Annotated in this window: 10 protein-coding genes; 5 read left to right on the top strand and 5 right to left on the bottom strand. The window is 71.5% G+C overall.

Annotated features, from left to right (window positions below):
* Positions 1 to 5 precede the first annotated feature (5 nt).
* Together O7611_RS04320 and O7611_RS04315 are read left to right on the top strand one after the other, a co-directional pair.
* Entirely contained in the window at positions 6 to 191 is a 186-nt protein-coding gene (locus tag O7611_RS04320) for a DNA repair protein (RefSeq protein ID WP_194799600.1), read from the top strand.
* A gap of 105 nt (positions 192 to 296) precedes the next feature.
* On the top strand, positions 297 to 815 hold the full coding sequence (locus O7611_RS04315; protein WP_194799599.1) for a hypothetical protein: 519 nt from the start codon (positions 297 to 299) through the stop codon (positions 813 to 815).
* A gap of 49 nt (positions 816 to 864) precedes the next feature.
* Here O7611_RS04315 and O7611_RS04310 read toward each other — a convergent pair whose 3' ends face one another.
* On the bottom strand, positions 865 to 1,602 hold the full coding sequence (locus tag O7611_RS04310) for a Clp protease N-terminal domain-containing protein (protein WP_194799598.1): 738 nt from the start codon (positions 1,600 to 1,602) through the stop codon (positions 865 to 867).
* Positions 1,603 to 1,699: 97 nt separating this feature from the next.
* Here O7611_RS04310 and O7611_RS04305 point away from each other — a divergent pair, with 97 nt between their 5' ends.
* Entirely contained in the window at positions 1,700 to 3,379 is a 1,680-nt protein-coding gene (locus O7611_RS04305) for a Na+/H+ antiporter (protein WP_269696256.1), read from the top strand.
* Positions 3,380 to 3,406: 27 nt separating this feature from the next.
* Here the strand turns inward: O7611_RS04305 and O7611_RS04300 are convergent, their stop codons facing one another.
* Entirely contained in the window at positions 3,407 to 6,061 is a 2,655-nt protein-coding gene (locus O7611_RS04300; RefSeq protein ID WP_269696255.1) for a DUF4132 domain-containing protein, read from the bottom strand.
* Complete coding sequence (locus O7611_RS04295; protein WP_194799597.1) at positions 6,062 to 6,370, bottom strand: hypothetical protein; 309 nt, start codon at positions 6,368 to 6,370, stop codon at positions 6,062 to 6,064.
* Between the two features lie 114 nt (positions 6,371 to 6,484).
* On the opposite strand from O7611_RS04295, the gene O7611_RS04290 reads away from it, so the two are divergent.
* Together O7611_RS04290 and O7611_RS04285 are read left to right on the top strand one after the other, a co-directional pair.
* Complete coding sequence (locus tag O7611_RS04290; protein WP_269696254.1) at positions 6,485 to 7,978, top strand: sigma-70 family RNA polymerase sigma factor; 1,494 nt, start codon at positions 6,485 to 6,487, stop codon at positions 7,976 to 7,978.
* Positions 7,979 to 7,999: 21 nt separating this feature from the next.
* On the top strand, positions 8,000 to 8,980 hold the full coding sequence (locus O7611_RS04285) for a DUF2804 domain-containing protein (RefSeq protein WP_194799595.1): 981 nt from the start codon (positions 8,000 to 8,002) through the stop codon (positions 8,978 to 8,980).
* Here O7611_RS04285 and O7611_RS04280 read toward each other — a convergent pair.
* Both O7611_RS04280 and O7611_RS04275 read right to left on the bottom strand, forming a co-directional pair.
* Complete coding sequence (locus tag O7611_RS04280; RefSeq protein WP_269696253.1) at positions 8,965 to 10,722, bottom strand: glycoside hydrolase family 2 protein; 1,758 nt, start codon at positions 10,720 to 10,722, stop codon at positions 8,965 to 8,967. The two genes, O7611_RS04285 and O7611_RS04280, sit on opposite strands and share 16 nt — an antisense overlap.
* The gene (locus O7611_RS04275; protein WP_194799593.1) at positions 10,719 to 12,047 is read right to left on the bottom strand and encodes an MFS transporter; all 1,329 of its coding nucleotides are present in this window, start codon (positions 12,045 to 12,047) and stop codon (positions 10,719 to 10,721) included. Before O7611_RS04275 ends, O7611_RS04280 begins: the two co-directional genes overlap by 4 nt.
* Positions 12,048 to 12,183: the final 136 nt, after the last annotated feature.

Below are 12,183 nucleotides of genomic sequence, written 5' to 3'. Positions count from 1 at the left end.
TGGTCATGCCTCACGAACCGAATGACCGATTCCAGCAGGACCCGGAGCGCGGCTGGCGGGCCGCCGCAGACGCCGGACGGTTTCCGGCGCAGCCGGCGTACCGCGAGGCCCGCGTCCGGGGACTCTCCTGGGCCGAACTGAACGCGCAACCGGCCGGCACCGCCTCCTGGCGTGGCCTCACGCCGCTCTGAGGGCGGGCGGCGACACACCGGCCGGACGGCGTACCGGCCTTCGCACACCTGTGCGGTAGCGTCTTGTGGTCCGATTTCCGGCCTACGACAGGAGAAGCTCCGCGCATGGGCAAGAAGACGATCCACGTCTCCGACTTCACCGGTCAGGTGCTCAGCCCCGACGACGAGGTGGTCAAGGTCGTCGTCCTGGAGCACCCGGACCTGGTCGCCGGCCCCGTGCAGCTGGACGCCACCGCGGTCGAGGTGGAGAGCATCGACGACGCGGCGCTCGACGTCGCGGTGGTGGAGATCCACGACCGGCACGGCCACGGTGAGCCGCGCCGGGTGGTGCTGACCGCCAGCGAGTTCGACGCGATGGCGACCGACGTGCCGATGGCGCAGCTGCTGCGGACCGCCGAGCGGGTCAAGCCGCCGAAGGCCCGCCGCGCCACCGAGAGGATCGACTACGGCACCATCGAACACGCCGGGCGCCCGCACCGCGGCCGGGTCACCGAGGAGGAGGCCCGGCTGGTCCGGGAGCACCTCGACGAGGTGAACAAGCGGCTGGCCGACGCCGGCATCCGCCAGGTCGACCCCGCCGACCCGGAGCACGCCGCCCGGTACGGCTTCCCCGTCGCCGGCTGACGACCCGGACGCCGGGCACGCGCCCCCGTGACGCGTGCCCGGCGCGAGGTCAGGCCCCTTTTCGGGTGATCTCGGCGAGCGCCGCCTCGAACGCCGACTCCAGTTCGGACTTCTCCAGGCCGAGGCCGCGCAGCACGCCGTCGTCGCCCTCCTCCTCCAGCAGGGCGAGCAGGATGTGCTCCGTACCGATGTAGTTGTGCCCCATCCGCAGCGCCTCCCGGAACGTCAGCTCCAGGACCTTCTTGGCCCGCGCGTCGTAGGGGATCAGGTCCGGGACCGGGTCGGCCTTCGCCGGCAGCGTCGCGGTGACGACCTCCCGCAGCCGCTCCAGGGGTACGCCCCGAGCCACGATCGCCGCGGCGGCCAGTCCTTCCGGCTCGGCGAGCAGTCCGAGCGCGACGTGGCCCGGGGTGATCTCGGCGTTGCCCGCGGCCCGCGCCTCCTCCTGCGAGGCCAGCACCACATTGCGGGCGCGCGGGGTGAAGCGGCCGAACCCGGAGTTCGGGTCGAGCGCGGCGGCGGTCTCCGCCTTGGCGGCGGAACGCTTCTGGGCGGCCTGCTTGGTGACGCCCATGCTGCGGCCGATCTCCGTCCACGAGGCGCCGGAGCGGCGCGCCTGGTCGACGAAGTGCCCGATCAGGTGGTCCGCCACGTCGCCCAGGTGGTCGGCGACGAGGACCGCGTCGGCCAGCTGGTCGAGCGCGTCGGTGTGTGCCTTCTTGATGCCGTCGATGAGGTCGTCGAGGCGTACCGGATGGGTCATCTTGAGCGGTTCGGTCTCCTCCATTCGTCAACCATAGGTTGACGACTCCTACCCGTCAACCCCTGGTTGACGGTGCAGTCCGCGTCGCCTGGTGATCTCGGCGCCGGTAGTGTCGGTCGGGGTGAGCGCCCATTCGACACTGCTGTTCGTGCTCGCCGCCGTCGCGGTCGTCATCGCCGTGCGGTGGGTGGCATCCCGGACCGGCCTGCCGGCGGCCGCGCTGCTGCCCCTCATCGGCATCGCGTACGCGCTGCTCCCCGGCCCCAACATCGGGCTCGATCCCGAGCTGGTGCTCATGGTCGTGCTGCCGCCGCTGCTCTACAGCGCCGCGCTCGACTCGTCGCTGCTGGACATCCGCCGGAACCTGCGGATCGTGGTCAGCCTCTCCGTGGTGCTGGTACTGCTCACCGGGCTGCTCGTGGGCGTCGGGTTCCACCTGTTCGTGGCCGGCGCGACGCTGGCCGCAGGCATCGCTGTCGGCGCCGCCGTCGCCCCGCCCGACCCGGTCGCCGCCCTGGCCGTGGGGCGCCGGGTGAACCTGCCGCCGAAGATGGTCACGATCATCCAGGGCGAGGGACTGCTGAACGACGCCACCGCGCTGACCATGCTCAGCGTCGCCGTGGCCGCCGCCGTGGGCGGCGAGTTCTCGTTCCACGCCGCGATCGGGCAGTTCGTGCTGGCGGCGGCGGGCGGCATCGCGGTGGGCGTGGTCGTCGCCCGGGCGAAACGACTGGTCCGGCCGCTCACCGCGGACCCGCTGCTGTCCAACGCGATCTCGCTCGCGACACCGTTCGTGGCGTACCTGCTGGGCGAGGCGCTGCACGTCTCCGGCGTGCTGGCAGTGGTGGTCGCCGGCCTGATCGTCGGCCACCAGACGCCGCAGTTCGGCTCCGGGGCCGCCCGCCTCCAGACGAACGCGGTGTGGCGGCTCGTCGACTTCCTCCTCGAAGGCTTCGTCTTCCTGCTGATCGGCCAGCAGCTCCCCGCCGTCGTGCGGGGCCTGCGCCAGTACGAGACGTCGACCATCGTCATCGCCGTCGCGGTGTCGGTCGGTGTGGTGCTGCTCCTGCGTCCCGCCTGGCTGATCCTGACCCAGTGGCTCCCCCGGTCGCTGCACACCCGGCTGGGTGGCGTCGCCGAGCAGGACGACACCGACGAGCCGGACGCCGCACGCCGGCTCGGTGGCGTCGACCGCAACGCCCGCGGGCTGACCGCCCGCGAGGTGGTGGCGCTGAGCTGGTCCGGTACGCGCGGCGTGATCAGCCTCGCCGCGATCTTCACGCTGCCGCTGACCACCCGCAGCGGAGACCCCTTCCCCGATCGTGACCTGCTGCTGTTCTGCACGTTCGTGGTCGTCCTGGTGACGCTGGTCGGGCAGGGCCTGACGTTCGCGCCGCTCGTGCGGATGCTCGGCCTGCGCGCCAACGAGGCCGACCAGGCCCGGGTACGCAACGAGGCCCGCTCGGCAGCGGTGGAGGCGGCGCTGGCACGCCTCGACACCGTCGTCGCCGAGGAGCCGGACAGCCGGGTCGCCGTCGACACCACGCGGGCCCAGTTGCAGACCCGGCTGGCCCGCTACCGGGGGCGGCTCGACCTGATCCAGCAGAGCGGCTCGTCGGAGCTGCCCACCTCACCGGAGTACGAGACGGCGCTGCGGGTCCGCCGGAGCGTCCTCGAAGCGCAGCGGGAGGAGTTGCTGCGGTGGCGCGACTCCGGGCGGCTGCCGGACGAGGAACTGCGCGTGCTGGAGCGCGAACTCGACCACGAGGAGCTGTTGCTGCCGAAGCGGGCGCCGGGCTGAACCTGGGCCCGGCGCCCGCCGGCGGCCTCACAGCTGGTGCAGGATCACCGGATCCTTGATCTTCTTGTCGGCGGCAAGCAGCAACGCCTTGCTGATGATCTCGGTGAGCCGGCTGTCGCCTTCGAAGGGCAGGTACATCTCCGGCTCCTTCGCCTTCGCCGAGTCCGGGATGATGCACAGGTACCGCTCGTCCGGGGCGATCAGGATGTTCCCCGAGCCGCAGTGGATCCGATACGTGTGCAGGTCGCCGCGTACCTCCAGGAACCTGTCGGTGAGCGTGCAGCGGCCGGCGATCGCCAGCCGGGGGATCAGGTCCGCCAGCACCTCCCGGCGTGTGCGGCCGGTCGGGGTCAGCTCGCCGAAACTGCTCCCCGCCCAGTAGTCGCGGTACCGGCCCTCCGGCCCGCCGTCGTACCAGTTCGGGTCGGCGCCCACCCCGGCCGCGGCCACGAACAGGTCGACGTCGCGCATCACCTCGCTCAGCACGACCGGCGGCACCTCCGCCAGCGGAACCGGCAGGCGCTCTCCCCGGATGAAGAACAGCTGGTCGCTCCCCATCGTGTCGAACACGAGGTCGTCGCCCCGGTCCTCGATCCCGGCGACACCCAGCTCGGCGCGCAGCCCCCAGTCCGGGAGGGCCAGCCAGGGCAGGTCGTACGAGGCCCCGTCGTTGCGGTGCTGGACGTACGACCAGCCGCGCCGGGACAGCAGCGCGTTGAGCCGGTGCTGACGCACGATGTGCGCGGCGAACCGGTTGGAGTACATGCCCGTGGCCCGCTCCGCGTCGGTGAGCAGGTACTGCTCCCGGTGCGCCTGCTTGAACGGCTGGGTGATCCCGTGCCGGCTGAGGAAGTCTCGCCACGACCCCACCGCGTCGGGGTCGAGCACCGGATGCCACAGCCGGACCGTCGCCTCGTCGGCCGGCTCGACCACGGTGTCGTCCACTGTTCGCAGCGCCTCACCGGCCCAGCAGCAGGCGACGCCATCGACGGTCCAGACCAGACGCCGGGCCAGCGTACGGGCCAGCGGATGGTCCAGGAACCGTTCGCGCCACTGCTCGACGGTCCACGAACGGTCGCGCCGCAGGAGCCCTTCCAGCCGGTCGCGGGTGGCGACGAGCGTCGCGGCGACGTCGACGACAGTCGCCTTCAGCTCCTTCACCTCCTCGCCGTGCTCCTTGCGCACCTGGGCCGGAGGCGTCTTGACCACCTTGCCGTCGGCGTTGCGCCACACCACTACGGCGTCGACACCGCGCACCTCCAGCTCGTACGAGCAGTCGCCCAGCTTGTCCGCGAGCGGCAGCCCGAAGCCGGGCAGGGCCATCTCCTCGACGTCCTCCCGGCTGACGCCGCGCGCCTCGGCATGCCGGGTCAGCCCCTTCTCCACCAGGCGCAGGGTGCTCTTGTAGGTCAGCCGCGAGGACAGCCGCGCCAGTTGGGCGAGCGCGGCCGGGTGATCGGTGTCGACGAGCGCCGCGACCGCGACGTTCGCCAGTTTCGGGCTCGCCGGGCCGTGGCCGGAGATCTTGCGGGCGGCCCGTTCCGCGATCTGGCCGAGGCTGCGCAGGCTCTCCTCCGACGGCGGGCACATCGTCCGCATCCAGATCAGGCCCCACAGCAGCCCGACGTTGTAGCGGTCGATCATCCGTGATGGCATGTCCTTGATGTGGCCGGGGCAGCATGTGGTCATGCGCAGCGGCAGGCTGCGCGCCTGCCCGACGAGCGGGAGCCAGTCGTCGAGCCGGGCGGTGAAATCGTCGACGCCCACCGCGTCGAGCAGCGACCGAGCCTGCTTGCGCCAACCGGCCGTCGGCTTCGCCTTGTCCACCTCGACCGGACAGTGCGCCAGCAGCGCCTCCCACGCGGACCGGCGATCCGCCGGCATCGCCTCGATGTCCGCGACGGCGCGGTCGGCCCACTGCTCACCGACGTTGGGGATCGGCCACATCCGATCGGCCTCGTCGCTCGTGTCGCTGGAGGAACGCTCGATCCGGGTCCGCCGCCAGGTCGCCAACGCCGCCGGATCCACCCGCCCGGCCGAGGCCTCCGCCTGGATGGCCTCCCAGGTGAACCGCTTGAGGTGCCAACTCCAGTAATTGAATCCCAGCCATGCTTGAGTGCCGAGCCGGCCGAGCCAGGCCGAGCCGTCGAGCCCGCCGCCGGAGCGCGCGGCAGTGATCAGCTTGCTCGCCCCGTCCTTGTTGAGCCCGGGCACCGCCAGCGCGTCGAACACCACCTGCCGTACCGGTGCCGGTTGCGCGGCCAGCAGTTCCGCCGTCCGGCGCCACGCCTCGCCCCGGGCCCGGTCCCACGGCTCCTCGTGCTGGTACGGCAGGTGCGGCAGGCTGTCGATCAGGGTGGAAGCGGCGGCGACACGCCTGTCGTGATCCGCGTCGTCGCCGGTCAGGTCGGCCACGGCGGCGGCAACCGACTCGACCTTCCGGGTGGCCTCCGGCAGCAGCTCGACCAACGGCGCAGCGAGATCGTAGGGCCCGTGCGGATCTTTGAGCGCGGCGAGCAGCGCCGGGACCGTCCCCGCCGGTGCCCAGCCGCACACCGTCACCACCCGGTCGACGAATTCCTGCTTGGCGGTCTCGTTGAGGTTCTGGGCGCTCGGGCCCCACCACTTCTTGGCGGTGGCGGCCACATCGCGCAGGGCCGACTCGGGTTCGTACGTCTTCATTCAGCCACCCACCAGCGGGACGAGCTTGAGGAAGGTGACGCGGGATCCCGCGTGCAGGCGGACCTTCTCGTCCAGGGCGGTTACCTGGCGGTCGTCGACGAGCACCACGAAGGCGTTACGGCCGAACGCCTCCAGCGTCGTCCGGGTGCGCTCCTCCGGATCGGCGTCCACGCCGGACTCGGCGATCTCCAGGAAGACGCGTCGCCGGATCAGCTCGTCGAGGCGTACCTCTTCCTCGAAGACCTCGATGGTCCATGCGGGTCCGCTCGGCGCTCCGACGACCTCGTCGGTGACTGTGATCAATGGCATGGCGGAGAAGATAGCGCTCTCCTCCGACAGGGCACGCATTTTGTGTGACCTGACCGCGTACCGGACAGTCTCCACCGTGTACGAGATCGTTTGCGCGAAGACGAGGTGGTGAGGGTGTCCTATCCCGCGTACCCGAGCAGGGCCGGCATGTCGGCGGTGGTGGACGCGGCGCGCCGCGGCGACCGGGCGGCGATGGACGAGCTGGTCTCGCACTGTCTGCCGCTGGTCTACAACATCGTGGGCCGGGCACTGAACCGGTCGGCAGACGTCGACGACGTGGTGCAGAACACGATGCTGAACGTCGTACGCGGCCTGGCGGGCGTGCGCGAGCCGCAGCTCTTCCGCTCGTGGCTGGTGGCCGTCACGATGAACGAGATCCGCACCCACACGCAGCGCCGGGCCGCCACACCGGCGCCGCCGGAGGACATCGACACCGTGATCGACCCGCGCTCGGACTTCGAGGACCTGACGCTTACCCAGCTCCGCCTCTCCGACCAGCGCCGGGAGGTCGTCCTGGCCACCCGCTGGCTGGATGACGACCACCGTCACCTGCTGTCCCTCTGGTGGCTGGTCGAGGCCGGTCACCTCAGCCGCGCCGACCTGGTCGACGCCCTGAACCTGGCGCCGCACCACGTGACCGTCCGGGTGTCCCGGATGAAGGCTCAGCTGGACACCGCCCGGCTGGTGGTGCGGGCGCTCACCGCCCGGCCCGGTTGCGCCGCCCTGGCCGACGCGGCCGCCCGCTGGGACCGTCAGCCGGCGCCGGTGTGGCGCAAGCGGTTCGCCCGGCACATCCGGGACTGCCCGCACTGCCCGGACGCGACGAACGACCTGGTCCCCGCCGAGCGGCTGCTGGCCGGTCTGGCGCTCACGCCGCCCCCGGCCGCACTCGCCTCGGACGTCACCCACACGATGCACACCGTCGCCGGGTCGCAGGCCGCCTCGCCGGGCCTCCACGCCGTGACCGCCGGAGCGCGGCCGGGGCTCTCGTTGTCCAAGGTCCTGGTCGGCGTCGTCGCCGCCGTCGCGGTGGCCGGAGGCGGCGCGCTCGTCCTCGCCAACTACCCGAGCGAGCCGAAGCCGCAGCAGGCGAGGGCGGCAGCCGCGCAGCCCTCGGCCGCGACCGCCGCACCGGCGCTCACACCCTCGCCGGCCGCGGTGGAGCCGTCCCCGACCGCTGCCCGCCCGAGCCCCACCCCCAGCAGGTCGGCGAAGCCCAGCAAGTCGCCCAGGCCGACCCCGTCGTCGTCGCCCTCCAGGTCCGCCGCCACGTCCACCGGCCTGTCCGCCCCGGAACGGCGGCTGCTGGTGCTGCTCAACGAGCGGCGTCGCGCGCTCGGGCTGAACGAGGTCAAACTCGGCGCGGCGCAGCACCGGGAGGCGGAGTCCTGCGTACGGCAGAACCTCAACGCGAGCGGCCTGCAGCACTGCGGGCACGAGGTGTTGTTCGCCTCGTCGGGCAACTCCTCGCCGGAGCAGATGATCGAGGCCTGGTTCAACAGCCCCGGGCACAAGACGGCGCTGACGTACGCCAGTTCCCGCTTCGCCGGCCCGGCGATCGTCTTCAACGGCAGCCGCCAGGTCGCCGCCATCAACATCGACTACTGAGGCGGTCGCTACGCTCCCCCGATGACGCACGAGAAGGAGATCGTCGAGCCGGTCGACCTGTGCCTGCCGGACGGGCGGCTCAACTCCGCCGCGGTCGGCTGGACCCGCCGGCCGCTGCACCGGGCGAACCTGCGCGGCTGGGGAAGGGCCAAGCGCTGGGAGTACTGGGGGATCGTGACGCCCACCCACATCGTCGGTCTCGTCGCGTCGTCGCTGGACTACGCCGGGGTGCACGGTGTCTACGTGCTCGACCGCGCCACGAAGGTCGAGACCGGCAAGGACGTCGTGGTCCCGTTCGCCCGTGGCGCCGTGCTGCCGCCGGTCAGCGGAGCGGGCACCGTGAGCGCCCGTGGGAGCGGCCTGTCGATCGACATCGACCAGACAGGCGAGGGCAGCACGATCCGTGCCACCGCGCCGGGCATCGAGATCGACCTCGTGGTGCCGCTCCCGCCCGGCCACGAGTCGCTCGGCGTCGTGGTCCCGTGGAGCCCGCGCCGGTTCCAGTACACGGTCAAGGACGTCGGGCGGCCGGTGCGCGGCTCGCTACGGGTCGACGGCACGACGCACGCCGTGGACGAGCGGGACTCGTTCGCCGTGCTCGACCACGGCCGGGGCAAGTGGCCGTACGCGATCACCTGGAACTGGGCGGCGGGCAGTGGATCGGACGTGTCGATCCAGCTCGGCGGCAAGTGGACCGACGGCACCGGCTCGACCGAGAACGCGCTGTTTCTCGGCGGCCGGCTGCACAAGCTCGGCGCCGAACTGCAGTGGAGCTACGACCGCCACGACTGGCTGCGGCCGTGGCGGATCAGCGGTGATCGGGTCGCTGTGGAGTTCCACCCGTTCCACGAGAAGATCTCCCGCACCAACCTCGGCGTCGTGGCGAGCGAGACCCACCAGTGCTTCGGGCACTTCTCCGGCTGGGTCCAGGCGGACGACGGCGAACGGGTGGCGGTGGACGGCCTGGCCGGCTGGGCGGAGGAAGCTCAGAACCGCTGGTGACGCAGCCGCTCGTTGACCTGCCGGACCACCTCCTCGGGAAGCTTGACCACGCGCCGGTCGTACGTGAGCAAGCCGTTCAGCTCGTCCTCCACGTCGGACAGCTGGGTGTAGACGGTCGCGCTCAGACCGGTCCGGATCGCGGGCACGATCTGCTCGTGGTGCAGCCGCGTGAACGCCTCCGCCAGTTCCTCGGCGCTCCGGCACCGCCGATAGCCGAAATCCTTGCGGCTGAAGGCGTGCCCGTCGACGCGCAGGTTGTAGCCGCCGTACTCCGACAGCACCAGCACCCGCCGGTCGCCGCGTCGCCGCGGCACCCGGAAGCGGCGGAAATAGACGTGCAGGCTGCGCAGGTCACCGCCGCCCTGGTCGTGCCAGCCGCTGGCGTGGTCGACAGTACGGGTGCTGTCGAGTTCGGCGACGTCGCGGGCGATCCGGGCCGCGTCGAACTGCCCCCAGCCCTCGTTGAAGGGCACCCACACGGCGAGGCTCACCACGTTGCGCAGATGCTCGACGGTGTCGCGCAGCTCGGCCCGGAACCGGGCCCGTCCGCCGGCGTCGGCACGGCCGAACCAGCGCCGCCACCGGCCCCGGTCGGGCAGCCGCAGCGGCGTCACCGCCGGCGCGGTGACGACCAGCGGGTGGTAACTGCTGCCGCCGTTTACCATGTCCTGCCAGACCAGCATCCCCAGCCGGTCGCAGTGGTGGTACCAGCGCAGCGGCTCGATCTTGATGTGCTTGCGCAGCATGGTGAACCCGAGCCGCTTCATGGTGGCGATGTCGGCGATCATCGCCTCGTCGGAGGGCGCCGTGTACATGCCGTCCGACCAGTAGCCCTGATCGAGGATCCCGGCGTGGAAGTACGGCCGGCCGTTGAGCAGCAGCCGGGGCACGCCGTCGGGGTCCGGTCCGACACCGAACGAGCGCATGCCGAAATAGCTGCGTACCCGGTCCGCGCCCAACTCGGCGGTCACGTCGTAGAGGAACGGATCCTCGGGGCTCCACTGCCGTACCTCGGGGATCGGGATGCGCACCGCTACGCCGACGGGCGCGGTGGCCTCGGCCACCGCGACCCCGTCGGCCAGGATCCGGATGCCGGCGTCGCCGGCATCCGCCGTCGCGTGCGCCGTCACCTCGACGCACCGCTCGTCGAGGAGCGGGGTCAGGGTGAGGCTCCGCAGGTGTACGGCGGGCACGCTCTCGGCCCACACCGTCTGCCAGATCCCGGACTGGGCGGTGTACCAGATGCCGCCGCGGCGCAGCCGCTGCTTGCCCCGGGAGTGGTGGCCGGTGTCGCTGTCGTCCTGGACCGCCACGACCAGGACGTTGGCGTCCTCGCGGAGCGCGTCGGTGATGTCGCAGGTGAACGGCAGATACCCGCCGGTGTGGCCGCCGACCGGAACATCGTTCAGGTAGACCCGGCAGGTCTGGTCGACCGCGCCGAAGTGCAGCAACAGGCGCGAACCGGCAGCGTGAAAGCCCGCCGGGAGGGTCAGCGGACGGCGGTACCAGAGCGTCTCGCCCGGTTGGAGCTGCCGCCCGACGCCGGAGAGCGCGGACTCCGGAGAGAACGGCACGAGGATCCGGCCGTCGTAGCGTTCCGGCTCGGTGGACGAACCGGTGATCGCGTACTCCCACCGGCCGTTGAGGTTGAGATGACTGTCCCGGGCGAACTGCGGGCGGGGATACTCGGGCAGGACACGCTCCGCGTCGAGCGTGGCACCCCACGTCGTCAGCAGCGTCATGCCCGAGCCTCCTGCTCCCGCCGCCGCAGCGCCACGGCCGGCACCGAAATGAGGACCAGCACTGCGAGCGCCATGAGGAAGATGCCCGGCGTCGGAACCTGCTTCACCACGCCGAGATCCTCGTAGACCTCGCCGGCGCCGGTGATCACGGCGGCGCCGAGGTACGGACCGACGAGCATCGGGACGAGGATGGCGAAGACCATCCGCAGCCCCTGGACATGGCCGGCCCGGTCCGGCGGTGAGTAGTCGCGCACGATGGCACCGATCGGGGCGAGCACGAGCATGAAGCCCGACATCATCACGATCCCGGCGGCGATCACGGGCACCATGCCGCGGGCGAAGAACATCAGCGCCAGCCCGGTGCCATAGACCACTACTGCCGGCAGCAGGAAGCGCACCTTGCCGACGCGGTCGATGAGCCGCCCGCCGACCACGCTCACCGCCGACGCCGTGACGAGGACGACGGCCAGGACTATCGCGTACCCCTCGATCCGCAGATACCGCTGCAGGTAGATGATCAGATACGGCAGGAACACCTGGGTGGAGATCCCCCAGATCGACCAGGCGGCGAGGGCGAGGTAGAGCCCCGGGTTGGCCCGGACGGCGGCCGGGCGCAGACCGTGGACGACGGCGCGCAGGTAGCCGCCCTCGTGCCGCACGAGTGACGGGCTGTCCTCGACCAGGAACCAGGCCAGCAAACCGGCCACGGCCATGAGCGCGCCGATGACCACGAAGAACAGTTGCCAGTTCCCGGTGCGGGCCAGCCCGTCGAACCCGCCGAAGATGACCAGCATCGAGACCAGCGGCATGACGGCGAGCACCGACTCGACCCGGCCGCGGTTCGCCGGCTCGGTCACGTCGGTGACCCACGCCTGGAACGCCGCGTCGTTCGCCCCCGAGCCGAGGAAGGACATCAGACAGTCCAGCGTGATGACCGCGATCGCCGTGACCAGCACGACGTTCGCCACGGGCGCGATGTCCTCCACGAACCCCACTGTCAGGAAACCGAAGGCGGCAGTGGAGACGCCCCACAGCAGGTAGCCGCCGGCGATGAACGACCGGCGCCGGCCGGTCCGGTCGGAGAGGGCACCGAGCAGCAGGGTGGCGACGGTGGCGGTGACGGCGCTGGCGGCGACCATCGTGGCGATCGCGTTGGGATCGTCGGTGATCGTGTCGTACACGAACAGATTCAGGTAGATGTTCTCGATGGTCCAGGCCATCTGCCCGACGAGCCCGAGCACGATCAGCGCGGTCCAGGTGCGGGGGCGCAGGCCGGTTGGACCGGCCGACGTGGCCGGGGTGAGCACGCTCCGGGTGGCGGACACGACGGCCTCCTTCGACGGGTCAGAATATGATCTATTCCGCCCGGCCGTCGATGGGTCCGGGGTCTGCCCAGGCTGCCGCCGGCGAGCGGCCACGACGAAAAGGCCCTGGTACGGAGTAGCCGGACCCTGGCTTTCG

This window comes from Micromonospora sp. WMMC273, assembly GCF_027460285.1.
GTDB lineage: Bacteria > Actinomycetota > Actinomycetes > Mycobacteriales > Micromonosporaceae > Micromonospora > Micromonospora aurantiaca.
The sequence above is the reverse complement of the archived record's forward strand: the minus strand, read 5'-3'. Positions and strand labels throughout refer to the sequence as shown.

Excerpts from the sequence above, each read along its gene's own strand:
- O7611_RS04320 (WP_194799600.1), top strand. The coding sequence starts at position 6 with ATGCCTCACGAACCGAATGACCGATTCCAGCAGGACCCGGAGCGCGGC.
- O7611_RS04315 (WP_194799599.1), top strand. The coding sequence starts at position 297 with ATGGGCAAGAAGACGATCCACGTCTCCGACTTCACCGGTCAGGTGCTC.
- O7611_RS04310 (WP_194799598.1), bottom strand. The coding sequence starts at position 1,602 with ATGGAGGAGACCGAACCGCTCAAGATGACCCATCCGGTACGCCTCGAC.
- O7611_RS04300 (WP_269696255.1), bottom strand. The coding sequence starts at position 6,061 with ATGAAGACGTACGAACCCGAGTCGGCCCTGCGCGATGTGGCCGCCACC.
- O7611_RS04295 (WP_194799597.1), bottom strand. The coding sequence starts at position 6,370 with ATGCCATTGATCACAGTCACCGACGAGGTCGTCGGAGCGCCGAGCGGA.
- O7611_RS04285 (WP_194799595.1), top strand. The coding sequence starts at position 8,000 with ATGACGCACGAGAAGGAGATCGTCGAGCCGGTCGACCTGTGCCTGCCG.
- O7611_RS04280 (WP_269696253.1), bottom strand. The coding sequence starts at position 10,722 with ATGACGCTGCTGACGACGTGGGGTGCCACGCTCGACGCGGAGCGTGTC.